This window comes from Rhodococcus ruber NBRC 15591, from assembly GCF_001894945.1.
Classification (GTDB): Bacteria; Actinomycetota; Actinomycetes; order Mycobacteriales; family Mycobacteriaceae; genus Rhodococcus; species Rhodococcus ruber.
The window spans coordinates 172531-198888 of the sequence record NZ_BCXE01000001.1 but is presented as its reverse complement, the minus strand read 5'-3'; the positions used below and the strand labels follow the sequence as shown (position 1 = coordinate 198888).

The window sequence follows — 26358 nt, the reverse complement described above, 5'->3', positions numbered from 1 at the left end:
GTCACGGGACGCGGCGCAGCGGCCGCCGCTCCCCCGTCGTGGTGTCGATCAGCGCCGCGCCGGACACGACCGTCTCGAGGGGCAGCACGTCGTAGACGACCGCGGCCACCCGCGGCAGGTCCTCCAGCCGGGCTCGGGGGCTGAGGGTCAGATGCGGGGTCCATACGCCCGGCCGGTAGTGCTTGTGCAGGTCCGCGCCGACGGCGGTGACGGTGTCCACCACGCGCTGCTGACGGCGCAGGAGGTCGGCGGTGGGTGCCGGCGAGAGCCAGACCCGTCCGCGCCGGAAGGCCCCCAGCGCGTCGGAGTAGAGGGTCAGCGGTCCACCGTCGGGGAGCGTCGCGAGCGCGGCCGTCACGTCCTCGACGTCGTAGCTGCGCAACACCGCGTACGACAGGTGCGGCACGTGCCGGCCGTGGGTATGGGTGAGCAGCGTCGGCACCCCGAGGTCTTCGAGCCGGGCCCACAGTTGCTGCAGGGCGCGCCGGGCGGCGGCGTCGAAGACCAGGCAGACCGCGAGTGCCATCAGCGCACGGTACCGCGGGCGCCGGCGGGCCGGCGGCCGGTTCGGGCGGTCAGTTCAGGGTGGCGTGCCAGACCAGCGCCGCGGCCAGCGCCCCGGCACCGTTGAGGGACCAGTGCAGGGCGATCGGGGCGATCAGGCTTCCGCTGCGGCGGCGCAGCCAGGTGAAGACGAACCCGGCAGCGGCGGTGGCCAGGACCGCTCCGGCGATGCCCAGCACCTGCCCCCACAGGCCGCCGCCGAGGATGCCGCTCAGGCCGCGATTGCCGTTCGTGAGCCCGAGGGACGAGGCGATGTGCCACAGGCCGAACAGCAGCGACCCGGCGGCGAACACTCCGCGCGCACCGGAGACGCGTTCGAGCGTGCCGTGCAGCACGCCGCGGAACGCGAGTTCCTCGGGGATGACCGTCTGCAGTGGAATCACGATCATCGAGGCGAGGAGCGCGCCGGAGATCGTGGCGTAGCGGTCCGACAGGAAGAACTGCCGCGTGAGCGGCAACGCCACCCCCACGGCGATCACGGCCAGCACGACCCCGACGGCGGCCAGGGCGTAGAGGGAACCCGAGCGCCAGTGGCGCGGCGAGAGCCCGAGTTCGTACCAGCGCATGCCACGACGGCGCATCAGCGCGACGAGCACCAGCGCCGCAGCGGGCACCGTCGCGATGCTGGCCCACACGGTGGTGAAGTGCGCGATCAGGTTGGTGGCGACGAGGACGATCACCACGACGGCGACGTCGAACCAGGCATGGAAGCCGCGGAGCGATCCGCGGTGGGCAGGTGCCGTCGTCGGCAGGGTCTCCGCAGTCATGTGTTCTCGAACCCCCGCTGTCGGGTCTGTCGGAACCGATCGAGTACCCGTTCCTGCACTGTACGAACCATCCGTACCAGTGTACGGATTCCGTGCCGGAGCGACCGTGACCGGCGGCACACCGGCGACCGATTTTGGCAGTGATGCAGGTCACGATGGGCGCGGAGGCGGTTTGCGTCACACGCCCCGGCGTCGGAGCGTCCCGTTGCCGGGACTAACCTTGTCCCGAACATCAGCCCCGCTGTCCAGGACAGTTCAGGAGAAGAAATGGCCGACTTCCTCTACGAGGACCTGCTGCCGATCGGGGAAGACCCCACCGAGTACCGGCTGCTGACCACCGAGGGGGTGTCGACCGTCGAAGGCCCGGGCGGCCGCACCTTCCTGCAGGTCGAGCCCGAGGCGCTGCGCCTGCTCACCGAGACCGCGCTGCACGACATCCAGCACTATCTGCGGGCGGATCACCTGAAGCAGCTCGCGAGCATCCTCGACGACCCGGAGGCGTCGGACAACGACAAGTTCGTCGCCCTGGACCTCCTGAAGAACGCCCACATCGCCGCCGCCGGAGTGCTGCCGATGTGCCAGGACACCGGAACCGCGATCGTCATGGGCAAGCGCGGTCAGCACGTCCTCACCCCCGGCGACGACGAGGAAGCGATCGCCCGCGGCGTGTACGACGCCTACACCCGGCTCAACCTGCGGTACTCGCAGAACGCTCCCCTCACCATGTGGGAGGAGAAGAACACCGGCTCGAACCTGCCGGCGCAGATCGAGCTCTATGCCGACACCGCGGCCGGCCACGAGAACGCCTACAAGTTCCTGTTCATGGCCAAGGGTGGTGGTTCGGCCAACAAGTCGTACCTGTACCAGGAGACGAAGGCGATCCTGAACCCGGACTCGATGATGCAGTTCCTCGAGGCCAAGATCCGCTCGCTCGGCACGGCCGCGTGCCCCCCGTACCACCTCGCCATCGTGGTGGGCGGGACCTCGGCCGAGTTCGCCCTCAAGACCGCGAAGTACGCCTCGGCCCACTACCTCGACGAGCTGCCCACCGAGGGTGCGATCACCGGCCGCGGCTTCCGCGACCTCGAACTCGAGAAGAAGGTCTTCGAGCTGACGCAGAAGATCGGCATCGGTGCGCAGTTCGGCGGCAAGTACTTCTGCCACGACGTGCGCGTGATCCGGCTGCCGCGGCACGGCGCGTCGCTGCCGGTGGCGCTGGCGGTGTCCTGCTCGGCCGACCGGCAGGCGAAGGCCAAGATCACCCCGGAGGGGGTGTTCCTCGAGCAGCTCGAGTTCGATCCGGGCCGCTTCCTGCCCGAGATCACCGACGCGCAGCTCGACGCCGAGACCGAGGGCGTGTCGGGCACCGGCAAGGGCGCCGCGGTGAAGATCGACCTGACGCGGCCGATGCCGGAGATCCTCGCCGAACTGTCCAAGCATCCCGTCAAGACCCGGCTGTCCCTCACGGGCCCGCTCGTCGTCGCCCGCGACATCGCGCACGCGAAGATCAAGGAACGTCTGGACGCGGGCGAGGGCATGCCGCAGTACCTGAAGGACCACCCCGTGTACTACGCCGGCCCGGCCAAGACGCCGGACGGCATGGCCTCCGGTTCGTTCGGTCCCACCACCGCGGGCCGGATGGACTCCTATGTCGAGCAGTTCCAGGCCGCGGGCGGTTCGATGGTCATGCTCGCCAAGGGCAACCGCTCGCAGCAGGTCACCGACGCCTGCAAGAACCACGGCGGTTTCTATCTCGGCTCCATCGGGGGACCCGCCGCGCGCCTCGCCCTGGACTGCATCAAGAAGGTCGAGGTTCTCGAGTACCCGGAACTGGGTATGGAAGCAGTGTGGAAGATCGAGGTCGAGGACTTCCCGGCGTTCATCGTCGTCGACGACAAGGGCAACGACTTCTTCGCCGGCACCGGCGAGGTCACCCTGACGATCGGCAAGCGCCTCGGGCTGTGACAGGCGGCTGCGCCGCCGGTGCGTCCTTTGGGCGGTCCCAGCAGCCCAAAGGACGCACCGGGGCGCGGCGACAGGGGCGGCACCGACCAGGGGCCGAGCCGGTGCCCTACCCGGCGCCGTACGTGCCGGATCCGACGCTGCCCCCGGCGTGGATCGTCGACATCGACGGCACGCTCGCCCACATGAGCGACCGCAGCCCCTACCACTGGCACCGCGTGGGCGAGGATTCGCTCTCCCCCGCCGTGATGGCCGCGGTGACGGCGTTCGCCGCCTCGCCGGAGAAGCCGGCGATCGTGCTCGTCTCCGGGCGCGACGGGGTGTGCCGGCCCGAGACCGAGCAGTGGCTGGCCGAGCATCGGGTGCCCTACACCGAACTGCACATGCGCACGCCCGGCGACAGTCGCAAGGACTCCATCGTCAAGGCCGAGCTGTTCGACCGGTTCGTCCGGCACCGGTACCGGGTCGTCGCCGTCCTCGACGATCGTGACCAGGTGGTGCGGATGTGGCGGCGAATGGGACTGGTGTGTTTCCAGGTGGCCGAGGGTGACTTCTGACCCGGTCCGTCAGGACTTCGGCGGGCCGGTTTCCGGTTCGTCGGTGGGGGGATACCGAAGCAGCGTCTGCTGCAACCGCGCCCACTGGTGGGCCAGCCCCTGCAGGGGCGCCAGCGACTTCTCGACCACCTCCAACTGACGGTCGAACGCCGACAGTTGCGCCTGCAGCGCCTGCACCGACTTCCGCTGCGCGTGCAGCTGCTCGACGAGGGCGTCGAACTCGGTGAAGACGGGCGGGGCCAGCTCCATCACCTCCCGGAGCGACGCGAGCATCCGGTCGGCAGGCCTGGACAGGGGGTCGGGAATCGACCCGAGGGCGTCGCTCCCGATCGACGCGACCTCGTCGGCCACCGCGCGGGTTCTCTCGAGCAACTCCTCCATCGCGGACCCGAGCAGTCCGAATCGACGCGTCTCGCCGTCCTCCGCCATCGTTACCCCTCTCCGCCATCACTACGGTTCGGTCCCGAACCGATCATGCACCCCGGGACGCGACCCGGCAGCCGAACATCGTAGGGGCGCCCTCAGGCAGCGCGGGCGTCGGTGCGCGAGAGGACGGCGGGCGCCTGAGCGACGAGACCCTGCAGGAACCGGACGATGGTGTCGGGCGAGGGATCGGCGGCCGGGGTCAGCATCGCGCACAGCCGCCGGTAGCTGTCGGTGTCGAGTTCGGGCTGCGCCCGGAACTGGGCCGTGAGTGGGACAGTGAACACGACTGTCCGGTCCTGCGAGCGGATTTCGAGCGTCGGCCCACCCACGGACGCGATCAGCCGGACCTCGAACCGGTTCGCGCCCGTGGTGTGCACGAAGCCCACGGCGCGCACGTTGGCGCGGGCCATCTGCCGGTACAGCGGCCGCAACCCGCCGAGGACCATCGACGGCAGCGCGACGGCACGGGAATCGACGGCATACATGAGCGCACTTCCTTTCGTTCCGGGCGCCGCAGCACGACACTCCGGGATGTTATCTGGAATCATTCCAAAATATCTGCCGGAGGGCAACGCCCGTCGTCACCACTGCGCGCCGGCCACCTGCTCGACCGTCGCGTCGAGCCGGTTCCACACGTTGATCAGCGAGATCTGCAGGATCAGCGCCGCCAGTTGCGGCTCGTCGTAGTGGCGGGCGGCCTCGTCCCAGACGTCGTCGGGCACCGGGTCGGGCCGGTCCGCGAGCCGGGTCACCGCCTCCCGTCAGCGCCAGGGCCGCCCGCTCGCCATCGGTGAAGTACGGCGCCTCGCGCCACGCCGCCACCGCGAACAGCCGTTTGTCGGTCTCCCCGTCCTTCTTGGCCAGCCGCGGGTGCATGTCCACACAGACGCTGCATCCGTTGATCTGGCTTGCCCGCAGATGCACGAGGTGGGTGGTGCGCGCCGGCAGTCCGCCACCGTCGGCGGCGTTCCCCAGTGCCTGCAACGCCGTCACCGCGTCGGGCAGAACAAGCGCGGGATTCGTCATTCGAGCCTTCATGATCGTCTCCTTGTCACATCCGGGGTCGTGCGTTCGTCACAGCCATGACGGATCCCGACGACAGAATGTGACGACATGAGCGACGGAAACTTCTCGGCCCACCCCGGCGGCGCCTTCCCCGCCGAACAGTTCGAGGCACATCGGGACCGTCTGCGGGCAGTGGCCTTCCGCATGCTCGGCTCGGCGAGCGAGGCCGACGACGCCGTGCAGGAGGCCTGGCTGCGTCTGCACCGCTCCGGCACCGACGAGGTCGCCAACCTGGGAGGCTGGCTGACGACGGTGGTGAGCCGGGTATGCCTGGACATGCTGCGCTCGCGGGGCTCGCGCCGGGAGGTCCCCCTCGATGCCCGATCGTCCCGAACCTCGGTCGACGGACCCGCGCGACGTTCCGGAAAGCGCTGCACTGCTGGCCGATTCGGTCGGGGTGGCATTGCTCGTCGTGCTCGACACCCTCGCCCCGGCCGAACGCCTTGCGTTCGTGCTGCACGACCTGTTCGCCGTCCCCTTCGACGAGATCGCCCCGATCGTGGAACGCTCCCCCGCCGCCACCCGCCAGCTCGCGAGCCGAGCGCGGCGGCGCATCCAGGGCGCGACCGCTCCACGGGCCGACCTGATGCGCCGCCGTCGCCTCGTCGATGCGTTCCTCGCCGCGTCGCGGGAGGGGCGGTTCGACGACCTGCTGGCCCTGCTCGATCCGGGTGTGATCCTCCGCGCGGACGACATCGCCGTGGCGACGGCCCGTGCCGGCGCGGCTCACGGCACACCGGCGCTCGCGCGCGAGCTTCACGGCCCCCACAGCGTCGCAGAGGTTTTCGACGGCCGCGCCCAGGCCGCCCGGGCAGTGCTCGTCGACGGAATGCCCGGCGCCGCATGGGCGCCGGGCGGCCGTCCGCGCACGGTGTTCGCCTTCACGATCGAGGACGACGCGATCGTCGAGATCGAGGTGGTGTCGGATCCCGAGCAGCTCGCGGCGCTCGAGGTGACGTTCCCGGACGCCGGCTGACACGCGGGTGCGCACCTCTCGTCGTGGCACGCCGGAAGACGGTGCAGGAGGTGCGCACCCGCCAGGACTCAGACCGGGGAGCCGGACACCGCGCGGGAGTGATCGATGTCGTCCGGGATCGTCTGCTCCGCGGCGAGCACCTCGGGGTCCTCGACAGGAGCGCCCGGGCCGAAGTGCGAGAACTTCTCGATGTGCTGATCGAGTGCGAGCGGGTTCGGGGTGCCGTAGGTGAAGTAGGTTTCCCACGGCAGCTTGGCCCCACCGACTGCGAGGCCGGTGTCGATGTCGGCCATCTGCCACGTCTTCGTCTCGGCGTCCGGATCGAGATGCAGGTAACCGGCCTCGCCGAACAGCTCGATGCGGTTGCCGCCGGGCTCGAACACGTAGAGGAACTGCCCCTGCGTGATGCCGTGCTTGTCGGGACCTGCCTCGATCTGAATGTCGTAGTCCCGGAACATCTCGACCGCGTCTGCGAGGTGCTGGCCGGTGCCGTAGTAGAACGCGAGGTGGTGGAGCTTGCCGTGTCCGCCGGTCATGTCACGCATGCAGGCGACCTCGTGACCGAGCAGGTTCGAACTCATCCAGGCGCCGATCTCCACGCCGCCGTCCACCACGCGTTCGGTCGTGCGGAATCCGAGGTGCCGCTCGAACGAGTCCTTCACCGCGGTCACGTCGGAGGACATGAGGTTCAGGTGATCGATCCGCTTGACCGGAATACCCTGGAGCGGCTTCTTCGACGGACGCGACAGGATCTTGCTCTGCAGCTCCTGCGGCGCGACGTACTTCTCGACCTCCCACAGCAACTGCAGGTTGTGGCCGTCCGGGGACTGGAATTCGAAGGTCTTTCCGTAGCCGAACTGATCCTCGCTCCATTTGCCCTCCACGTTGCCCTGCTTCAGGGACGCGACGCGGCGTTCGAGAGCTTCCGACGAGCTGGCGCGCAGCGCAGCATGGCCCATGCCGGGCTCCTGAGCCTCGGTGACCTTCAGGCTCCACTGGTAGGGATCCTCGTACCCGCGCAGGTAGACGGACTGTCCTTCCCGGTGCGTGACGTACATGCCGAGGAACTTCGTGAAGAAGTCGAGGGTTTCCTGAGGCCTCGGGGTGAACAGCTCCGCGCGGGCGAGGTGCGCGATGTCGAAACGGGCGGTCGTGTCCGTCATGATCTCTCCTGATCTGCGCTGGCCGGCGAGGATACCGGCTGTGCTCTTCGTCACGAGCGTGCGCGCACCTCGAGTCCGCTGTGCACGTCGTTCGGAATAGCCGAATCGCCACTCGGGGCATCGGTCCCGCGTTCGAGACCTCCGGACGAGGGGCCGACAAGGGGACCTTCCGCCCTAGCGTGGTCCGCATCACCCCCGAGTTGAGGGAAGGCCCCACAGATGAGTCGTTTGAAAGCCGCGATCGTCGGTTCCGGGAACATCGGCACGGATCTGATGTACAAGCTGCTGCGGTCCGAGCATGTCGAGCCGGTGTACATGGTGGGCATCGACCCGTCCAGCGAGGGACTCGAACGGGCCCGGCAGGCGGGCCTGGAGGCGTCCGCCGAGGGCGTGGACTGGCTGCTGAGCCGCCCCGAACTCCCTGACGTCGTGTTCGAGGCCACCTCGGCGAAGGTGCACGCCGCAACGGCGCCCCGCTACGCGGAGGCGGGAATCAAGGCGATCGACCTGACGCCCGCGTCGGTGGGCCCGTACGTCGTGCCGGCCGTCAACCTCACCGAGCACCTGGACGCGCCGAACGTGAACATGGTCAGCTGCGCCGGGCAGGCCACCATCCCGATCCTGTATGCGATCAACGAGGTCGCCGACGCCTCGTACGGCGAGATCGTGGCGGCCATCGCGTCGAAGAGCGCGGGCCCCGGCACCCGTCAGAACCTCAGCGAATTCAGCGAGAAGACCGGCCGGGCACTCGCGCAGGTCGCCGGCGCGGACCGCGCCAAGGCCATCTCGGTGATCAACCCGGCCGAACCGCCGATGAACATGCGCGACACCGTCTACGCCAAGGTCCGCAACCCCGACCCGGACGCGATCGAACGCGCCGTGATCGACATGGTCGCCAGGGTGCAGCAGTACGTCCCCGGTTACACCCTGCGGCTCGTCGACGTCGACGGCGACCTCGTCACCGTCATGCTCGAGGTCGTCGGCGCCGGCGACTTCCTGCCCACCTACGCCGGAAACCTCGACATCATCACCGCCGCCGCCGTACAGGTCGCCGACGTCCTGGCGCAGCGCAACCTCGTCCAGGGAGCAGCCCAGTGAGCACCACCGACACCACCCCCCACACCGGGCGCCGCAAGGTCACCCTCGTCGACACCACCCTGCGCGACGGCATGTCGTCGGTCTCGCACCGATTCACCCCCGAGAATGTCGCCGACATCGCCCGCGGCCTCGACCGGGCCGGCATCCCCACCATCGAGGTGGCCCACGGCATCGGCCTCGGCGCCTCCTCGATCCAGTACGGCTTCGCCGCCGCCACCGACCCCGAGTACGTACGCGCCGCCGTCGACGCCGTCGACAATGCGGACATCGCAGTGCTGTACGTCCCGGGCATCGCCACCCTCGCCGAACTGAAGTCCGCGATCGACGCCGGCATCAAGACCGTGCGCGTCGCGGTGCACTGCACCGAGGCCGACTGCGCCCAGCAGCCCGTCGAGTGGGCCAAGGAGCAGGGCCTGAACGTGATGACGTTCCTGATGATGAGCCACAAACTCGACCCGGAGCCGCTCGCCGAGCAGGCCGCCAAGCTCGACTCCTACGGCGCCGATGTCGTCTACGTGGTCGACTCCGCCGGCGCGATGGTGCCCCGGCACGCCGGTGAGCGCGTCGCGGCCCTGCGACAGGAGATCTCCGCCGACATCGGTTTCCACGCCCACAACAATCTCGGAGTGGGCATCGCCAACGCGCTCACCGCCGCCGAGAACGGCGCGACGTTCATCGACGGGTCCCTGCGCGGGCTCGGCGCCAGCGCCGGCAACGCACAGACCGAGGTGCTCGCCGCCGCGTTCGAGCGGGCCGGCTGGGATACCGCCGTCGACCTGTTCCCGCTGATCGACACCGCCGAGCACGTCGTCGCGCCGCTGATGACCGACCCGCAGATCATCGACGAGACCGCGCTGATCCTCGGCTACGCCGGGGTGTACTCGACCTTCTTCCACCCCACCAAGCGGGCCGCGAAGAAGTTCGGCATCTCCACCCGCGAGATCCTGCTCGAACTCGGGCGCCGCGGCGTCATCGGCGGCCAGGAGGACATGATCGTCGACGTCGCCTCCGAACTGGCCGGCCGCACCTACGAGCTCCCGGCCCGCGCCGGAGTCTGACACAGGGAGACTGCCATGACACAGACCCAGAACCCGCCATCGGTCACGCAGGTCCGTCACCTGATCGGCGGCGAATGGAAGCAGGCGTCGGACGGGGCCACCTTCGAATCCCGCGACCCGCACGACGGTGCGCTACTCGGGATCGTACCCGCGGGCACGGCCGAGGACGGTGCCGCGGCGATCACCGCCGCCCGCAGTGCGTTCGACGACGGCCCGTGGCCGCTGCTGTCCCCGAAGGAGCGCGCGAAGATCCTGCACGCGGTCGCCGACACGGTCGACGCCCACCGAGAGGAACTCGCCCTGCTCGAGACCCGCGACGGCGGCAAGAGCATCAATCAGTCCCTGCACGCCGAGATCCCGCGGGTGGCACACAATCTGCGCTTCTTCGCCGACTACGTCGCGATGGCCGCGAACGAGGCATACCCGGACGGGGACCTGCTGTCGTACGTGCTCTACCCACCGGCCGGTGTCGTCTCGGCGATCAGCCCGTGGAACGCGCCGCTGATGCTCGCCACGTGGAAGATCGCTCCCGCCTTGGCATTCGGAAATACCGCTGTCCTCAAGCCCGCGCCGCAGACCCCGCTGACCGCGCACCGCTTCGCCGAGCTCGCCCTCGAGGCCGGGCTGCCCGAGGGGGTGCTCAACGTCGTGCACGGGTTCGGCGGTGAGGCCGTCGCCGGGCCGCTGACCTCGGATCCGCGGGTGGATCGGATCACCTTCACCGGCTCGAGCGCCACGGGCGTGAAGATCCTGCAGGCCGCCGCGGCCCATCACACCCCGGTCTCGGCGGAGATGGGCGGCAAGTCCGCGAACATCGTCTTCGCCGACGCCGACCTCGACGTCGCCGTGCCGATGGCGATCCGGGCGATCTTCGGCGGCAACGGGCAGGTGTGTCTGGCCGGTTCCCGCCTTCTGGTGCACAACAGCATCATGGACGAGTTCCTCGCCCGGTTCACCGAGGAGGCGGACAAGCTCACCGTCGGCGACCCGAAGGACCCGGCCAACTTCCTGGGCCCGCTCATCGAGCAGCGCCACCTCGACAAGGTGCACGGCTACGTCGAACTCGCCCAGGAGGAAGGCGGCAAGGTCGTCACCGGTGGTGCCCGCCTGACCGACGACGCCCGCGCCGCCGGGTTCTACTACCCGCCCACCGTCGTCACCGGGCTGACAAACGACTCCCGCACCGCACGGGAGGAGATCTTCGGCCCGGTCGAGACCGTCCTCGGATTCGATACCGAGGAGGAAGCGCTGCGCATCGCCAACGACTCCCCCTACGGTCTCGCCGGAATGCTGTTCACCCAGAACCTCGACCGCGCCCACCGGATGGCCGCCCGCTGGAAGGCCGGCACCGTGTGGATCAACTGCTTCTTCGAGCGCGACCTGCGCCTGCCGTTCGGTGGCGAGGGCGCCAGCGGCCTGGGACGCGAGGGCGGGCAGTACTCCCGCGACTTCTTCACCGAGCCGCGGGCAGTCACCCTCCGGCTGCGCGGCTGAAACGGAGCAACGGATACGCACGCCGAATCGGAATCCGCCCACGACCATGTCTGGGCGAGTTCCGATTTCGCGTCTCGATTGCGGCCACACCCACGAATCAAGGAGCACAGACATGGCCTCACCCGCACTGTGCGTCGTCGTCGGCGCAACCGGCGCGATGGGCACCGAGTTCACCCGGCGCCTGGTCCGGCGCGGGATGCGCGTCGTCGCGGTCGCCCGAAATGCCGAGGACCTCGACAAGCTCGCGACCGAGGGCGATCTGATCGTTCCGTGTGTCGCCGACATCGCCGACGACAGTGCCATCGGCGCGATCGCCGCCCGTCTCGACGCGCCCGTGCGCCTGGCCGTGTTCGCGGCCGGGCTGCCGGTGCGCGGCTCGGCCGACACCATCGCACCGGGGGACCTCGCGGTAGGCGCGAATATCAAGGTGGGCGGACTGGTGCGGCTGCTGCACGCCGTCCGGGACCACCTCGTACCGGGCTCGCGTTTCGTGACGATCGCCGGTTCGCTCGGACTCGAACCCGGCCCGCTCGACGCCGGGCCGGGGACGGTGAACGCCGCAGTCTTCAATCTCATGCGCCAGCTCAGCGCACTCTACGGCCCGAGCGGCGTCACCACCCACACCATCGCACCGGGACCCGTCGACACTCCACGGCTGCGGAAGTTCGTCGAGACCGAGGCCGCCGAGACCGGGCGCGACCCCGGCGAGATCTGGGATCGCTATCGCGCCGCGACCACGCTCGGCCGCCTACCGACGCTCGACGAGATCGGCTGGACTCTGGAGATGCTCCTCGCTCCCGAGGCCGCCGTGCTGCACGGAAGCGTCCTCAACGTCGACGGCGGGACCCGGCACGGAGTCCAGTAATCCTGTACCCCGAAGCGTCACGAAGGAGCATCGATGCCCGTTGCACACTTCCACCTCGTCGACGGCGCCTACACCGCCGGGCAACGACGTCGTCTGCTCGCCGACGCGAGTCGCTGTTATGCGGAGATCCTCGACTCCCCGATCGAGCGGGTGCGGGCGTTCGTCGTCCGGTATGACCCCGACGACGTCGCGACGTCCGGCACGGTGATCGCCGACGGCGGCACCCCGGCCCCCTACTTCACCGCGATCGTCCTGGCCGGACGCCCCATCGCGCAGCGGCAGGAGCTGGCAGCGCGTTTCACCGATCTGATCGTCGAGATTCTCGGGGCGCCGAGGGAGTCGGTGCGTGGCCGGATCGTGGAGGCGGACCCAGTGAACTGGTTCATCGCAGGCGACCCCGCCGCCGCCGCCCGCGCCGACGAGGTCGCGGCACGGGCGGCAACCACACAGCGGGCGCGCTGATCGCCGGCACCTGAGCGAATGTGCCGTCACGTCGGTCTACCCGACACCACGGCACATTCGCTCGGGCATCCGCCGCGGAGCACTCGCGGCGCCTCCTCCATCCCGCGAGCCACCACGTCCACTTCGGGACACACGACACTGTCGCCGACGACGGTGATCGTGAACCGCCCCGCGTACGAGAACGCGCCCGCACCGAGGCTGGTGTTGCCCACCGGAAGCCGAACGATCATCTGACCGAGCAGGCTTCCGCGGGCCGGCCCCGACTGCTGCCCGTGCAGTGAGACGGGGACGACCGCCCGCAGCACGACGTCGTCGGCCGGTTCGCCCCGGCGACACAGCAGTTCGCGCAAGCCCCCCGGCGAAGACCGAGAGCAGCACATCGTCGATCTTCTCCTCGTGCCGAGGCGGCGCGGGCGTCAGCGGCACGTCCGGGGCGGCGTCGAGGAGCACGCCGAGCATCGCCACCCCCGCCGGGCCGTCGGCGATCACATGGTGGACCCGCAGGTAGACCGCATGTGAATGCTCTCCGAGCCCCGGGATCACCCACAGCTCCCACAGCGGCCGTGACCGGTCGAGCGGGCGCCGCCGGATCGATTCGACCACCGGGAACAACTCCCCGCCCCGTCCCGCTGCGACCGCCCGGATGCGCCCACCTGGCGTCGCGTCCCTCCTGCGAACCAGATGTCCGCAGACAGGGCACGGAGGGATTCCGTCGGATACGCGGGAGGGTGGCCGCGACACCCGCCGCGGCCACCCCCGCTCTACCTCGATCAGAAGCCCCAGGGGTCGTCCCTGCCCTGCAACTCGAGCGACCGGAAACTGCCGGTGTAGAACACCAGGGGGTGCCCGTCGTCGTACCAGAGCTGCTCCACCCGGCCCACGTGCAGCGTGTGGTCACCCGCGGGATGGGAGTCGACCACCGTGCACGCGAGGTGCACCAGCGCGCCCTCGAGGAGGGGCACTTCCTTCCGCCACACGAACCGGACCAGATCCGGCTGGTGTGCCGCACCGGCGAAGTGCAGGGACAACGGTTCCTGGTCCCCGGCGAGGATCGAAACCCCGTACCTACCGGTCTCCCGGATCCGCTCGTTCATCCTGGCGCGGTTGGCGATCGACACGAGCACGAGCGGCGGGTCGAGCGACACCGAGGTGAAGGCGTTGGCGGTCATCCCGTGCACCGAAGCCTCGTCCTCGCACTCGGCGGTGGTGACGATGGTGACGCCGCTCGCGAACCGCCCAAGCGCTTTTCGCATATGTTGTGGAGTGACCTCGAGATCGGCCACAGCAGTGCTCCTCATCGTCTCGCTCCGTTCAGCCCCGGACGATCTTCAGATCGTCGTTGCCGATCAGATCGGGGCGCGTCCAGCCGTCGACGTCGTACTCGGACATGCACTGCTCGGCGAAGCCCTTGAGCTGGTTGTCCAGGCCCTGGGCCTGGTAGGCGAACAGCGTCTGGAAGCGCACGGCCTCGTGGTCACCGCCGTAGTTGCGCTCGTACAACTCGTGCCGGCCGCCGAACTCGGTGCCGACGGCATCCCAGAGCAGCTTGAGCAGCTTGACACGGTCGATGGCCGCGATGCCGTTCGACCCGCGCACGTACCGGTCGAGGTACGGCCGGATGTCGGGGTTGCCCCAGTCGCTCGCATGGGAATTCAGGTAGATCAGACCGCTGCCGAGAGTCTGCTGGATGATCTCCTTGATCCGCGGATAGCCCACACCCATGAAGGTCCGATACGCCAGGCCGTAGTTCAGGTTCGGTTGCACGGCCCCGCCCACCCACGGATCGGGCGTCTTCGCCATCGCGTCGGACAGTCCCCAGAACATGTCGCGCCAGTTGAGGATCTCGCCGACCTGCATCTGCACCCCGCGGAATCCGGCCGAGCCGGTCATCTCCACCGCCTTCATCACACAGCCGGCGATGAAGTCGAGCTTCACGGCGAGACGGGCGCAACCGTGAAACATGAAGCGCGACATGAACCCGGATTTCATGACGAACCCGTTGGTCGTCTCGGCGTCGTAGGCGAAGACGTTCTCCCACGGCACCAGCACCCGGTCGAACACCATGATCGCGTCGTTCTCGTCGAATCGGCTCGACAGCGGGTAGTCGAACGGCGTACCCATGACGGCGGCGTTCATCTCGTAGGACGTACGACAGAACAACTTCAGCCCCGGTGAATCCATCGGGACGGTGAAGATCAGGCCGAACTCCTTCTTGCGGAGCGGCAGGCCGTAGTGCGCGATGAAGTTGGCATTCGTGATCGCCGAACCGGTCGCCACCACCTTCGCGCCCGACACGATCAGACCCGCGTCGGTTTCCTCGACCACGTGCACGCAGATGTCGGCGGTCTCGTCGGCGGGCTTGTCGCGGTCGATCGGCGGGTTGACGATCGCGTGGTTGAGGTAGAGCACCCGCTCCTGGGACTTCTTGTACCAGTCGAGGGCGTTCTGCTTGTACTCGCCGTAGAAGTCGGCGTTGGCTCCGAGGGTGCCGAGGAACGACGCCTTGTAGTCGGGCGAGCGGCCCAGCCAGCCGTACACCTCGCGCTGCCACGTGGCGATCGCGTCGCGGGCGAGGAGCAGGTCGTCGGCGCTGCGTGCCGTCTTGAAGAACGGATGGGTGAAGCCACCGTTGCCGGTGTCGGTCGGCACTGTGAGGATGCCCTTCGCCTCCGGCTTGTGCATCGCGTCGTACATCCGTGCCACCGACCGAACCGAATTTCGGAAGGCCGGGTGCGTGGTGACGTCGTCGACCCGCTCACCACGGAAGTACACCTCGCGACCGTCGCGCAGCGACTCGATGTACTCCTCGCCCGTCATGGGACGGACGGTGTTGGGTGCTCCCACGGCGTCGCCGATGATCGCTGATGTCGTCATGATGTTCACTCCTGGTCTCGGGCGGTGGAGAGTCGTTTCGGGGACCGGCGGGATCGACCGGCGTCGCGCTGCGACGCGGTCGGCACCGATTGCGTTGCCCTGATTGGGGATCCGCTCTCGGATGTCGCCTTCGGCGCGATGTCGGTATATCGTTCCGGACGCCAAGTCCCTGTGATCTGGAACACTAGAAGGCGGAGGTCTGCTGGAACATGGCTGAGCGCGAACAATCGGGTGACTCCGCGCGCAACGGAGCGGCGCCCGCCCTCGTGTCCCTACGCACGCGGGAGCTCGACACCCGCGAAGGCCGCACACAGTGGGCGAGCACCCTCGAGCTGCTGTACGGCGAGATGGACGTGGCGTGGCCCGATCCGCGGCAGCACTTCGACGCCGAGTGGGGTGGACGGCCCTTCGGGGACCTGCACATCAGCACGATCCGCGCCGACGCCCACACCGTGGTGCGGTCCCCCGAGATGATCGCCTCGGACAACTGGGCGGGCTACCTCGTGTGCATCGTGACCGAGGGCCGCGTCGAGGTGCAGCAGTCCGGTCGAGCCACCGTTCTCGAGCGCGGGGGATTCGCGCTGCTGGACTGCTCCGCACCGTTCGTCTTCCACTCCCCCGCGCCGTTCCGGCAGATCGTGGTGCGGTCCCCCGCCGAGCTGCTCACCTCACGTCTACCCGGCCGGATCGTCGAGCACGGCACCGCCCGGTCGATCGGCGGCGACACCGGGGCCGGCGAACTGGTCGGCCGATTCTTCGTCGACCTCTCGACCACGACGGCGCCGATCTCGCCGGGGGCCGCCGTGTCGTTCGCCTCCTCGGCCGTCGACATGCTGGCCACCGCGCTCGCGAAGGGACCGCTCGCGACCAGCGCCTCGCAACTGCATCGCACCGAGGACCTCACCCGCGTCCAGCGGGTCATCGAACAGAAACTGCACGATCCCGAGCTCACGCTGTCGGACGTCGCGGCCGACGCCGGGATGTCGTTGCGTAACGTGCAGAAACTGTTCAGCGCGGCCGGGATCACCCCCCGGGCATGGCTGTACCAGGCCCGCCTCGAACGCGCGCGGAAGTACCTGCTGACGACCGAGATGTCCGTCGCGGAGGTCAGCGAATGCGCGGGTTTCCGGGACGTCTCCCACTTCAGCAGGACGTTCCGCGCCTCCTTCGGCTCCAGCCCCGGTCAGTACCGCAAGGGAAGAACCGACCGCCCACCGGGCCACCGGCACTGACGGCGAACGGCCGGGTGCCCGGGACGAACCCGAACACCCGGCCGCAGAACCGGTCACGTCGGCGACAGCACCGGCGGCGCGGCGCCGACGGTGAACTCCTCCTTGAATATCGACCGGGGCGCCATGCGACGCCGTTTGAGCGCCTTGACCGCCGCGGCGACCATGGCGGGTGGTCCGCACAGGTACGCGCTGCGCCCCCGGCAACTGGCGAAGTCGTCGAGCACGACGTCGGTGACCATGCCGGTCGCGCCGTCCCACTGCTCCTCGCTGAGCACGGGGTGGTAGCGGAATCGGGAATCGGCAGCCTCGAGTGCCCGGAAGAAGTCCACGTCGTACAGATCCGCCTGCCCGCGCCCTCCGTGGTACAGGTCGATGCTCGGGACGAGATCGCTGGAGAGAGCATGGCGCACAATCGACTTCAAGGGGGCTAGTCCCGTCCCGCCGCCGATCAGGATGGCCGGTTCCTCCTGGGGGTGAACCAGGGCGAACTGCCCCAGCGGCCCGCGCAACTCGATCCGGTCTCCCGGGCGAAGCGAGCCGAAGATCCACCCCTCCGTCGCGAGCCCACCGTCGACCTTCTTGATGTGGAACTCGAGCCGACGCGACTCGGACGGCGGATTGGCCATCGAATATTGGCGTGCCACCACGGAACCCGGCACAACCAGCTCGGCGTACTGGCCGGCGGAGAATTCCATCGGCTCGTCCAGCTCCACGACGAGCCGGCGGGTGCACCGGGCGATGTCGGTCAGCTCGAGCACGGTGCCGGCGTGATCGCGCAACGGATGCCTCGGGCCGACCGGCGCAGTCTCGCTCAACGGCGCGACGGTCAGATCGGTGCGCGGGCTCGCCTGGCAGGCCAGCGCGAGCCCGCTCGCACGCTCCGTCTCGGAAAGGACCGTATCGTCCACCCGCCCGTGGTCCACCTCCCCGCACAGCACGCGGATCTTGCAGGTGCCACACGTGCCCTGCGAGCAGGCATGCGGGAGCCACCGGTTCTCCCGTAGCGCGGATTCGAGGATGGAGCGGTCCGCTGCGGCACGAAAGGGCCGTTCCCCGTCCGAGACGGTCACCGAATGTTCCACTGTCACACCTCCCACCGCACACGCAATCCCTGCGGGCCGCGGAAGGTCCAGCCCCAGAAGTCCGGCGTGTGGTCGAGATCGGGCTCGATGTTCGGGATCGTCTCGAACAGCTCCTCGAGCGCGATGCGGACGATCGCGGTGCCGAGGTAGGTTCCGGCACAGGCATGGTTGCCGGAGCCGAACGCGAGATGCGGCATGACCGGCCGATCCACGTCGTAGGCGTCCGGGTTCTCCCAGGCGGTCTCGTCCCGGTTCGCCGAGCCGTAGGCGAGTATCACGGGTGTACCCGCAGGCAGGTCGACACCGCCGATCGTGACATCGTGGTTCGCGACCTTCACCGCAGCGCTCCAGATCGGCGCCACCCACCGAGCGCCCTCGTTGATCGCGCGCGGCACGAGGGCCGGATCGTCGACGACCCGTTCGAGCTGGTCGGGGTGCTGCAGCAGGCCCGCCAGGGTGGTCGTCATGACGTGGCCCGGCTCCTGCAGAGCACCGAGCAGGAACACGTAGATGTTCGGGTAGATCTCGGCGCGATCGCGCACCTGTCCCTCGGGCATCCCGTCGTGCAGCCAGTGCGAGATGAGGGTGTGGTCGGGGTGGGCGGTCCAGTGGTCGAGCATGGGGTCGACCGTCGCGACGATCTCCTCCTTGACCCTGTCACCGGCCTCGAAGGGTGCCGGATCTGCGAAGTTGCCGTGCTCGTCGACCGCGGCGTTGCCGTAGGACAGGGCGAGCGTCTGGAACCAGCGCACGAGCGTCTCGGACGGGACGTCCGTCAGGCCCATGAGGTCGCCGACGGCGCGGACGCTGACCGGCGCGAAGTATGCCTCCTGGATGTCGGCGGCTCCGAGGTCTTCGATGCGCTCGAGGATCCGCTGCGCCTGCGGCCGGACCAGGGCCTCGACATAGGTGTCGACGGCGGCGGGACGCAGTTGCGGATCGATCCACTCCCGGATCCTGCGGTGCTGCTCGCCGTTGGAGTCGAGAACCGTTCCCTTGCCGAACGTCCGGCCTCCCGAGGGGGCGATCACGGTGGACCACGCCTGCGGGTCCTGCGTGATCTGCAGGCACAACTCGCGGGTCGCCACGACGTGCATCCCCACTGCGGGCACATACGCGACCGGGGCTTCACGGCGGAGGCGCTCATAGATCGGATTCGGGTCGCGATCCAGTTCCTCCATGGTGATCTCGTCGATCCAGGTGTGGGTGGTGGTCATGATGTCGTTCTCCTGTCGTCGGCTCGTCCGGAGGCGACGGTCGAGGGTCGCGCAGACGGTGCGTCTCGCGGTATCGTCCGCCCGCCGAGTTCCTGTGATCTGGAACACTAGGAGGAGGAGGTGAGCAGGAACATGACCGACAGTGCACCGAAGGATGACTCCCCGTGCACCGCGGAGGCCGGTCGACCGGTGGCGCTGAGCGTTCGTGAACTCGAATCCGCCGAAGGCCGTGCGCGGTGGGCGGATACGCTCGACCGGACCTACTGCGAGATGGACGTCGACTGGTCCCGATCGAACGACCGGTTTGCTGCCGATCTGGTCGCTCGCCCGATCGGCGACGTGATCGTGAGCGTGGTGCGCGCCGATCCGCACACGGTGGTGCGGACCCCCGCGATGATCGATTCGGATCCCAACGACGATTTCCTGCTGTGCCTCATCACTCAGGGTTCCGCCACCCTGACGCAGGGGCCGCGGACGGCGATCCTCGAGAACGGCGCCTTCGGCGTCGTGGACTCGTCGACGCCGTTCGTCGTCGACGGCACAACCGAATTCGAGCAGATCGTACTGCGGGCGCCGCGCCGGCAGCTCACGTCCCGACTGCCGCTCGACGCGGTGGAGAGCGTGACGGGCCACGGCATTTCGGGGCAGACCGGCATCGGGCGACTGGTGTCGCGTTTTCTGGTCGACGTGGCCGCCACCGAAACCCCCCTGTCCGGTGGAACCTCGGATTCTGTGGCCGCCGCGGCGCTGGACCTGCTCGTCACCGCGATCAGCGACCGGGTGACTCCGCTGAACGCCACGAAGCGGGCGCACGCGGACGACCTGCGCAAGGTCCAGGCCACCATGGCCCGGTACCTGCACGATCCCGATCACACGCTCGCCGAGATCGGCATGGAACTGGGAATGTCGCTGCGCTACATCCACAAACTGTTCAGCACGGCGGGAACCACTCCCCGCACGTGGCTGTACGAGGTGCGACTCGGCCGCGCCCGAACGATGCTGCTGGAAACCGATCTCACCGTCACTGCGATCAGTGTCCACGTCGGGTTCCGGGACGTATCGCATTTCAGCCGCGCGTTCCGTCGCCGGTTCGGCTCCAGCCCTGCACATTTCCGCCTGAACCCCGCCGTGCGCGGGTAGTCGTCACCGGCGAGGGCCGGCCGTCCACGCTCGCACGAGCGACGACCAGCCCCCACAGAACTGCCGAAACCTATCCGGTGTGGTCCCGCCCGAAAATCTGCCGGGCGAGCACCCATTTCTGAATCTCGTTGGCTCCCTCGTAGATCTCGCCGATCTTGCTGTCCCGGTAGATCGCCTCGACCGGGCCTTCGGTGTCGTCGGCACCGAGGGACTGCACGAATCCGAGTCCGCCGAACGCCTGCACGGCATCCCGGGCGATGCGCGCCGCCAGGTCGGTTCCGCGCAGCTTTGCCATCGCCGCTTCGGGCTCGGGAAAGTGTTCCCCCGCGTCGAGCCGGAGCGCCGCTTTCAGGTACAGGCTACGGGCGGACTCGAGATCTGCCGCGTAGTCGGCCATCACGAACTGCCAATGCTGTTTGGAGGCCAGCGAACCACCGAACGCGTGCCGCGACTTCAGATGCGCGACGGTCCGGTCGAAGGCGGCCTGCGCCATGCCGACGCCGGCGGCGCCGATTCCGATGCGGCCGTAGGTGAGTGTCCGGAGCGCGACGCGCAGGCCACCGCCGACCCGCCCGAGCACCGATTCCGGCCCGAGCGGAACACGGTCGAGGATCACGTCGGCCGTGATCTGCCCGCGGTTGCCGAGTTTGCGGTCGGGTGTGCCGACGGTGACGCCCGGTGCGGTGGTGGGAACGATGAAGGTGGTGAGGCTGTCGCCGGTCCGGGCGAGCACGACGACGACACCGGCGACGACCGAATTGGTGATCCACCGCTTGCGGCCGGTGAGCACCCACCCGTCGCCGTCCGGGCTCGCGACGGTCTGCACCGCCTCGGGAGACAGATCGCTCGAGGCACCGGGCTCGCTCGTCGCGAACGATCCGACGATCTCCCCGTCGACGACGGCACGCAGCCATCGGCGCCGTTGCTCCTCGGTGCCCTGGTCCAGTGCCGTGCCGGCGAGGATGCAATGGACGTCGTAGATCGCGGCGACGCTGTTGGAGTAGTACGCCAGTTCCTCGACGGCCACCGCGGTGGCCGTGGCGCGGTGCGTGAGTCCGTCGCCACCGACGTCCGCGGTGAAGGGAAGGCGGAACAGACCGTTCGAGGCCATGACCTCGAACGCGTCCCGGGGGAACCCGTCGAGGCGCTCGTCCCCGCCGGCGATCCGGCCGGCGATCGGCGAGACAGCCCGAGCGGCGAAGTCCCGGACGCGGTCGCGCACCTGTTGCACCTCCGGTGGCGAAAGCAGGTCGTGGTACATCCGGTCCGCCACCCGTTCGCAGCCGGGCTCGGGCTCGGCAACCAGGGTGAGGGCGCGCTGTGGGTTCGACGTCATCGGGTTCTCCAGGGGACGCAGGGGATGGTGTCTCCCTTGTGTATCCCGCTTCCCCGCCCCGATGCGGCTCGATCACGATGCTCGACGTCGTCGCCGGCCGGCGCTGTCGCAGTCCGGGATATCCGGACCGTTCAGGCCCGTGTCTCACGCTCGGCGATCGTCACATCGCCTGCGGCGAAGTGTGTCTTCGGCGTCTCCCGCAGCACCACCCGGATGTTGGGCAGCGGCGCGTCCAGGGCCCGGTGCGCCGCCTGGGTCAGTTCGTGGATCAGCCTCCGGAGCTCGTCCGGGCTGCGCCCCTCCGCGATCGTCACGTCGATGAGCGGCATCGTCAGCCTCCCGCCACGGTGACGGTGCCGAGGGTGGTGAAGTGCGCGGCGATGCGCGCCCCCGGCTGCACCGGCACGGCGTCGGTCATGCCGCCGGTGAGCACCACCCACCCTGCCTCGATGGCGAGTCCCCGCTCGGCCAGGGTGTTCACGGCGAAGGCCAGCGCCTCCGCGGGATGTCCGTGTACCGCAGCGCCCGTTGCCGAATCCACCACCTCGCCGTCGATCTCGAGCAGACACGCCTCGAGGGCGAGATCGAGATCCTCCGGCGCGCGGCCGACCGGACCGGTCACGTACCGTCCGGACGAGTTGTTGTCCGCGACGGCGTCCATCATCGAGAACTGGTAGCCGGAGAAGCGGCTGTCGATGATCTCGATCGCGCCGACCACGTGCTCCACCGCGGCCAGTGCGGTCGCGGCCGAGACGCCCGGCCCCTCGAGCCTGCGGCCCATGACGAACGCGATCTCCGGCTCCGCGCGAGCGTGGATCATCTTCTCGCGCGGGACAGGCTCGCCGATCGGCAGGATCATCCTGTCCGTGAGCCACGCGGTGGACGGCGAGTCCACGCCCACCTGCCGTTGCTTTGCCTTAGACGTGACCCCGAGCTTCACGCCGGTGAGCCGCTCGCCGCGGGCGAGCCGCATGCGCAACGCGATGTCCTGCGCGGCGTACGCGGTCCCCAGGTCCAGTCCGTCCCATTCCGCGAGGATCGACGTCTGCGGGGTCGCCGTGTCCTCCGCCCGCAGAAGCACGTCGGCGACGCGGGCCGCGCTCCACGACTGGTCGCTCATTTCTCGTCCTTTCCGCCGAGCACGGCGGTGACGCTGCCGAGCCCGCTGATGTTCGCCACGATGGAGTTGCCCGCCGCCACGGGAAACGCCCTGGTCATGGAGCCGGGAAGCACCACATGCCCCGGTTCGAGGGTGACCCCGAGCGGGCCGACCGTGTTGGCCAGCCACACCAGCGCGTTGAGCGGGGACCCGAGGACGGCTCCGCCGGCTCCCGTCGCCATGAGTTCACCGCCTATGTGGAGTGTGCATCCGATCAGCCTCAGGTCGACGTCACCGAGGGAGACCGGCCGGCTCCCCAGGATCACGCCGCCGGACGAGGCGTTGTCCGCGATGGTGTCGAAGATGCCGATCTTCCAGTCCCGGATCCGCGAGTCGACGATCTCGAGTGCGGGCAGCACGAAGTCCACGGCCCGCGCAGCTTCGGCGGCGGTGACGCCCGGACCGGCCAGCGGCCTGCCGAGCACGAACGCCACCTCGGGCTCGATCCGCGGCTGCAGGAAGCGGCCGGCGGGGATCGGCTGATGCTCGAGGTGGAACATGCTCGCGGTCAGATGCCCGAAATCGGGTTGATCGACACCCATCTGCCGCTGGATCGCGCGGGAGGCCAAGCCCACCTTGTGGCCCTTGACGACATCGCCGGCCAGCGTCCACTGCTCGACCTGCAGCTGTTGGATCCGGTAGGCGAGTTCGATCGACGCGTCGGGATGATCGGGGGTGAGCGGATCGATCGGCTCCCCCGTGCGATACACCTCGAGCAGTCGGTCTGCGGCCTTGTGGGCGGCGGTGTCCATGGCTCCTCTTTTTCGCTTGTCGTGTTCGTGCAGTCGGATCGTGATCAGGAGGCGCGCGGACTCGCCTCCACGAGAGCGGCGGCACTCGGGTCGTCCCGCAGCGGTACGGGACTGCAGTCGTGGGCTTCGGCGATCGCCCGGGTGATCTCGTGCGCGGCGCCGACCACGGCCCGCTCGAGCTGCGGTCGCCGCTGGGCGAAGCGCGTCGCGGGCACGCTCACGCTCACGGCCGCCACGACGGAGCCCAGGTCGTCGCGCACCGGGGCGGCGACGCAGTGCACCTCGGAGACGGTCTCCCCGAGGTCCGCAGCGAAGCCGGCCGAGCGCACACCGGCCAGGGCGTCCAGAAGTGCCTGGGGGTTCGTGGTGGTCGACGGTGTCAGCCGCCGCAACGGACGCATGGCCAGGTACCGGCGCACCTCGATCTCCTCGAGTTGCGCAAGCAGCACCTTGCCCACCGCCGTGGAATGCGCGTCCAGGCGCGTCCCGACCCGGGCGCCCTGCACGGTGATGTTGTGATTGCCGAGGATCTTGTCCACGTAGAGGACGTTCCATCGATCCATGACCGCGAGATGAGTTGTCTCTCCGTACTTCTCCACCAGACGCTCGAGGACGGGGGCGGCACAGGACCGGACGTCGACGGTGCCGCGCAGCGTCTCCCCCAGCTCCACGACGCGCCACCCGAGCCGGTAGCGTCCGCGCACGCGGCACTGGAGCAGCCCCGTGTCGACCAGGCTCGACAGCAGAGCGTGCGCGCTCGATCGGGGAACGTCGATCGCCGCCGCGACCTCGGAGACCCCCCACTCGGGTTGCTGCACCGTGAACAGGTCCAGCACCGGTCCGATCCTCTGCACCGTCTGCAGTGACGCCACGTCCAGGTCCGTCCTTTCGGTCGCGGCGGAGGCCTCGGATGCGCACGGCCCGCCGCCGGATGCTTGTGATCTGGAACACTAGGTCCCCGGAGTGCGGGCGAACATGGCTGGGAATGCACAGAAGGATGACTCCACGCGCACCGAGGGCGCACATCCCGTGGCGCTGCCTTCGGAATCGGTGCGAGACGTGCGCACGCGCGGGGGCCGGCGGGCTACGCGCCCGACGACATCCGCAGGTGCGACACGACGTGCGCGAGGGTCGGGTCGTCGAGCTGACCGGTGCGCCGCATGGCGACGCCCCCGCGGGCCGTGCGGACCCAGCGCCTCGTCACGGGCACGGCCCTCGGGACCTTCGCGGTGGCGGCGGCCTGCGGCCCGGCGCCGGCCGCCCGGGCGTAGGGCTCAGGCCTCGAGCACGTGCCCCTTGCGCTCCGGCAGCGTGAAGGCGGCGACGGCGGCGAGCACGAACGCCGCCGCGAACACCCCGAACACGAGGGCGTTGCCGCCGCCGGTGAGCAGCCAGGGCACGAGCAGCGGCGCCACGATCGACGCAATGCGCCCGAACGCGGCCGCCGCGCCGGTCCCGGCGGCGCGCACCGACGTCGGATACAGCTCCGGTCCGATCGCGTAGAGCGCCCCCCAGGCGCCGAGGTTGAAGAACGACAATGCCATTCCGGCGGCGACGATCTCGGTGGGCGTGTCGGCCAGCCCGAACAGGCCCGCGGCCGCGGCCGAGCCGACGAGGAAGCTCGCCAGGGTTGCGCGGCGCCCCCACACCTCGATCAGCCACGCCGCGACGGCGTATCCCGGCAGCTGCGCGAGCGTGATGATCAGCGTGTACTGGAAGGACTTCACCAGGTCGAAGCCCTGGTTCACCAGCAGGCTCGGCAGCCAGATGAAGGCCCCGTAGTACGAGAGGTTGATGCAGAACCACACCGTCCACAGGGCGGCGGTGCGCCGCCGCAACCGCGGCGACCAGATCGACTCGGCGGTCGTCTCCGTGAGCACCGGACGCGACGTCTCCTCCGCGTCCGTCGGCGCCGCGACGCCGGCGGACATCTCGAAGGACCGCACGGCCTTCTCCGCCTCGGCGTAGCGGCCCCGGCGCTCGAGGTATCGCACGGATTCGGGTAGTCCGAACCGCACGACCACCGCGTACAGGGTGGGGACGATTCCCACGGCCAGCGCCCAGCGCCAGCCGTCGTCGCCGAGGGGGATCACGAAGTAGCCGATGAGGGCCGCGAGGATCCATCCGGCCGCCCAGAACGCCTCGAGCGCGACGACCATGCGACCCCGCTGCCGGCGCGGCGCGTACTCACTGACGAGGGTCGACGCGACGGGAAGCTCGGCGCCGAGACCCAGGCCGACGACGAACCGCAACACGATCAGCACCGCGACGGAGCCGGCGAGCGCCGCCGCGCCGGTGGCCAGGCCGTACACCAGCAGTGTCACCGCGAACACCTGGCGCCGGCCGATCCGGTCGGCGAGCAGCCCACCGACCGCGGCTCCGACTGCCATTCCGACGAAGCCGATCGACCCGATCCACGACAGCTGGGTCGCGCTCAGATTCCACTGCACGGCCAGGGCGGCCATCACGAAGGAGATGAGCCCGACATCCATGGCGTCGAGTGCCCAGCCCACACCGGAGCCGAGCAGCAGCCTGCCGTGTCTGCGGGTCAGCGGCAGCTCGTCGAGCCGCTCGGTGCGCGTGGTCATCGACCGAAAGCTATCACCGCCGCCCGGTGCCCGCTGGGCTCGCCGGTTCAGCCGCGGGCGGCCTCCTCGAGCGGTGCGATCTCGATCCTGCGCATCTGCAGCATCGCCTCGGTGACCCGCCGCCCCACCTCGGGGCCGGTGTCGGAGAGCAGCTCGAAGAGCCGTCGCGGCACCACCTGCCAGGACAGCCCGAACCGATCCTTCAGCCAGCCGCACTGGCTCTCTTCCCCGCCCTCGGTGAGAGCGTTCCAGTAGTGGTCGACCTCGTCCTGGTCGGCGCAGTCGATTTGGAACGACACCGCCTCGGTGAACGAGAACTCCGGGCCGCCGTTGAGCGCGACGTAGCGCTGGCCGTCGAGTTCGAAGTCGACGGTCATGACGGTGCCGGCCGGCTTGGGCCCGGTGTCCTGGTAGTACGTGGTGCTCAGGATGCGCGAGCGGGGAAACACGCTGGTGTAGAACTTGGCGGCCTCCTCGGCCTCGGTGTCGAACCACAGGAACGGGGTGATCTTCGGCATCGC

Annotated in this window: 27 protein-coding genes and 3 pseudogenes; 10 read left to right on the top strand and 20 right to left on the bottom strand. The window is 69.3% G+C overall.

All coding sequences use genetic code 11. From position 1 onward, the window contains the following. Position 1: 1 nt before the first annotated feature. Positions 2–526 (bottom strand): 2'-5' RNA ligase family protein, encoded by a 525-nt coding sequence (locus RR3_RS00915; protein ID WP_010592495.1) that lies wholly within the window; start codon positions 524–526, stop codon positions 2–4. Positions 527–575: 49 nt separating this feature from the next. After that, positions 576–1331 carry a CPBP family intramembrane glutamic endopeptidase gene (locus tag RR3_RS00910; protein ID WP_064065827.1) on the bottom strand — a complete coding sequence of 252 codons (756 nt, stop codon included), beginning with the start codon at positions 1329–1331 and terminating at the stop codon, positions 576–578. Between the two features lie 267 nt (positions 1332–1598). Between RR3_RS00910 and RR3_RS00905 the strand changes: the two genes are divergently transcribed. Together RR3_RS00905 and RR3_RS00900 are read left to right on the top strand one after the other, a co-directional pair. Further along, positions 1599–3296 carry a fumarate hydratase gene (locus RR3_RS00905; protein WP_064065826.1) on the top strand — a complete coding sequence of 566 codons (1698 nt, stop codon included), beginning with the start codon at positions 1599–1601 and terminating at the stop codon, positions 3294–3296. 101 nt (positions 3297–3397) lie between these two features. Further along, on the top strand, positions 3398–3850 hold the full coding sequence (locus RR3_RS00900; protein WP_010592498.1) for a phosphatase domain-containing protein: 453 nt from the start codon (positions 3398–3400) through the stop codon (positions 3848–3850). A gap of 9 nt (positions 3851–3859) precedes the next feature. Here the strand turns inward: RR3_RS00900 and RR3_RS00895 are convergent, their stop codons facing one another. The 3 genes and pseudogenes from RR3_RS00895 to RR3_RS00885 form a co-directional block, all read right to left on the bottom strand. Continuing rightward, on the bottom strand, positions 3860–4279 hold the full coding sequence (locus RR3_RS00895) for a hypothetical protein (RefSeq protein ID WP_010592499.1): 420 nt from the start codon (positions 4277–4279) through the stop codon (positions 3860–3862). Positions 4280–4371: 92 nt separating this feature from the next. Continuing rightward, the gene (locus tag RR3_RS00890; RefSeq protein WP_010592500.1) at positions 4372–4761 is read right to left on the bottom strand and encodes a hypothetical protein; all 390 of its coding nucleotides are present in this window, start codon (positions 4759–4761) and stop codon (positions 4372–4374) included. Between the two features lie 96 nt (positions 4762–4857). Continuing rightward, positions 4858–5314: pseudogene (locus tag RR3_RS00885) on the bottom strand (carboxymuconolactone decarboxylase family protein). 75 nt (positions 5315–5389) lie between these two features. Between RR3_RS00885 and RR3_RS00880 the strand changes: the two are divergent. Next, a pseudogene (locus RR3_RS00880) lies at positions 5390–6317 on the top strand (sigma-70 family RNA polymerase sigma factor). A gap of 68 nt (positions 6318–6385) precedes the next feature. Here the strand turns inward: RR3_RS00880 and RR3_RS00875 are convergent. Then, positions 6386–7480 carry a VOC family protein gene (locus RR3_RS00875; RefSeq protein ID WP_017680229.1) on the bottom strand — a complete coding sequence of 365 codons (1095 nt, stop codon included), beginning with the start codon at positions 7478–7480 and terminating at the stop codon, positions 6386–6388. 219 nt (positions 7481–7699) lie between these two features. On the opposite strand from RR3_RS00875, the gene RR3_RS00870 reads away from it, so the two are divergent. The 5 genes from RR3_RS00870 (at position 7700) to RR3_RS00850 (ending at position 12457) form a co-directional block, all read left to right on the top strand. Further along, on the top strand, positions 7700–8578 hold the full coding sequence (locus tag RR3_RS00870) for an acetaldehyde dehydrogenase (acetylating) (RefSeq protein ID WP_010592504.1): 879 nt from the start codon (positions 7700–7702) through the stop codon (positions 8576–8578). Beyond that, entirely contained in the window at positions 8575–9636 is a 1062-nt protein-coding gene (gene dmpG, locus RR3_RS00865; RefSeq protein ID WP_017680231.1) for a 4-hydroxy-2-oxovalerate aldolase, read from the top strand. The genes RR3_RS00870 and dmpG overlap by 4 nt, the downstream gene beginning before the upstream one ends. A gap of 15 nt (positions 9637–9651) precedes the next feature. Further along, positions 9652–11130 carry an aldehyde dehydrogenase gene (locus RR3_RS00860; RefSeq protein ID WP_010592506.1) on the top strand — a complete coding sequence of 493 codons (1479 nt, stop codon included), beginning with the start codon at positions 9652–9654 and terminating at the stop codon, positions 11128–11130. A 112-nt stretch (positions 11131–11242) separates the two neighbouring features. Continuing rightward, a complete protein-coding gene (locus RR3_RS00855) occupies positions 11243–11995 on the top strand; it encodes an SDR family NAD(P)-dependent oxidoreductase (RefSeq protein WP_010592507.1) in 753 nt (250 codons plus the stop codon). Between the two features lie 33 nt (positions 11996–12028). After that, positions 12029–12457, top strand: a complete 429-nt coding sequence (locus RR3_RS00850; protein ID WP_017680232.1) for a tautomerase family protein — start codon at positions 12029–12031, stop codon at positions 12455–12457. Between the two features lie 26 nt (positions 12458–12483). Here the strand turns inward: RR3_RS00850 and RR3_RS24575 are convergent, their stop codons facing one another. From RR3_RS24575 to RR3_RS00830, 4 genes and pseudogenes are all read right to left on the bottom strand, one after another. Beyond that, positions 12484–12807 carry a hypothetical protein gene (locus RR3_RS24575; RefSeq protein WP_017680233.1) on the bottom strand — a complete coding sequence of 108 codons (324 nt, stop codon included), beginning with the start codon at positions 12805–12807 and terminating at the stop codon, positions 12484–12486. A gap of 91 nt (positions 12808–12898) precedes the next feature. Beyond that, a pseudogene (locus tag RR3_RS25060) lies at positions 12899–13060 on the bottom strand (wax ester/triacylglycerol synthase domain-containing protein); the annotation flags it as partial. 167 nt (positions 13061–13227) lie between these two features. Further along, complete coding sequence (gene nphA / locus RR3_RS00835) at positions 13228–13755, bottom strand: NADH-dependent flavin reductase (RefSeq protein WP_190242367.1); 528 nt, start codon at positions 13753–13755, stop codon at positions 13228–13230. A 13-nt stretch (positions 13756–13768) separates the two neighbouring features. Further along, positions 13769–15331: a 4-hydroxyphenylacetate 3-hydroxylase family protein gene (locus RR3_RS00830; protein WP_026137634.1), complete on the bottom strand. Its 1563-nt coding sequence runs from the start codon at positions 15329–15331 to the stop codon at positions 13769–13771. 209 nt (positions 15332–15540) lie between these two features. Between RR3_RS00830 and RR3_RS00825 the strand changes: the two genes are divergently transcribed. Further along, the gene (locus tag RR3_RS00825; RefSeq protein ID WP_017680237.1) at positions 15541–16563 is read left to right on the top strand and encodes an AraC family transcriptional regulator; all 1023 of its coding nucleotides are present in this window, start codon (positions 15541–15543) and stop codon (positions 16561–16563) included. 53 nt (positions 16564–16616) lie between these two features. Here RR3_RS00825 and RR3_RS00820 read toward each other — a convergent pair whose 3' ends face one another. Together RR3_RS00820 and RR3_RS00815 are read right to left on the bottom strand one after the other, a co-directional pair. Further along, on the bottom strand, positions 16617–17645 hold the full coding sequence (locus RR3_RS00820; protein ID WP_026137635.1) for an NADH:ubiquinone reductase (Na(+)-transporting) subunit F: 1029 nt from the start codon (positions 17643–17645) through the stop codon (positions 16617–16619). A 2-nt stretch (positions 17646–17647) separates the two neighbouring features. Next, positions 17648–18862: a cytochrome P450 gene (locus RR3_RS00815; protein WP_017680239.1), complete on the bottom strand. Its 1215-nt coding sequence runs from the start codon at positions 18860–18862 to the stop codon at positions 17648–17650. A gap of 132 nt (positions 18863–18994) precedes the next feature. On the opposite strand from RR3_RS00815, the gene RR3_RS00810 reads away from it, so the two are divergent. Further along, positions 18995–20002: an AraC family transcriptional regulator gene (locus RR3_RS00810; protein WP_010592515.1), complete on the top strand. Its 1008-nt coding sequence runs from the start codon at positions 18995–18997 to the stop codon at positions 20000–20002. A 70-nt stretch (positions 20003–20072) separates the two neighbouring features. Here the strand turns inward: RR3_RS00810 and RR3_RS00805 are convergent, their stop codons facing one another. The 8 genes from RR3_RS00805 to RR3_RS00775 all read right to left on the bottom strand — a co-directional run bounded on the left by RR3_RS00805 (position 20073) and on the right by RR3_RS00775 (position 26355). Beyond that, positions 20073–21338 (bottom strand): acyl-CoA dehydrogenase family protein, encoded by a 1266-nt coding sequence (locus tag RR3_RS00805; protein ID WP_017680240.1) that lies wholly within the window; start codon positions 21336–21338, stop codon positions 20073–20075. A gap of 131 nt (positions 21339–21469) precedes the next feature. After that, on the bottom strand, positions 21470–21667 hold the full coding sequence (locus tag RR3_RS00800) for a tautomerase family protein (RefSeq protein WP_010592517.1): 198 nt from the start codon (positions 21665–21667) through the stop codon (positions 21470–21472). Between the two features lie 2 nt (positions 21668–21669). Further along, positions 21670–22458, bottom strand: a complete 789-nt coding sequence (locus tag RR3_RS00795; protein WP_010592518.1) for a 2-keto-4-pentenoate hydratase — start codon at positions 22456–22458, stop codon at positions 21670–21672. Further along, complete coding sequence (locus tag RR3_RS00790) at positions 22455–23249, bottom strand: 2-keto-4-pentenoate hydratase (protein ID WP_010592519.1); 795 nt, start codon at positions 23247–23249, stop codon at positions 22455–22457. Before RR3_RS00790 ends, RR3_RS00795 begins: the two co-directional genes overlap by 4 nt. 44 nt (positions 23250–23293) lie before the next feature. Further along, a complete protein-coding gene (locus RR3_RS00785) occupies positions 23294–24121 on the bottom strand; it encodes an IclR family transcriptional regulator (RefSeq protein WP_064065824.1) in 828 nt (275 codons plus the stop codon). Between the two features lie 212 nt (positions 24122–24333). Then, on the bottom strand, positions 24334–24459 hold the full coding sequence (locus RR3_RS25055; RefSeq protein WP_255325545.1) for a hypothetical protein: 126 nt from the start codon (positions 24457–24459) through the stop codon (positions 24334–24336). Positions 24460–24523: 64 nt separating this feature from the next. Beyond that, positions 24524–25837 (bottom strand): MFS transporter, encoded by a 1314-nt coding sequence (locus RR3_RS00780; protein WP_064065823.1) that lies wholly within the window; start codon positions 25835–25837, stop codon positions 24524–24526. 47 nt (positions 25838–25884) lie between these two features. Next, positions 25885–26355 (bottom strand): VOC family protein, encoded by a 471-nt coding sequence (locus tag RR3_RS00775; RefSeq protein WP_010592522.1) that lies wholly within the window; start codon positions 26353–26355, stop codon positions 25885–25887. Between the last annotated feature and the right edge of the window lie 3 nt (positions 26356–26358).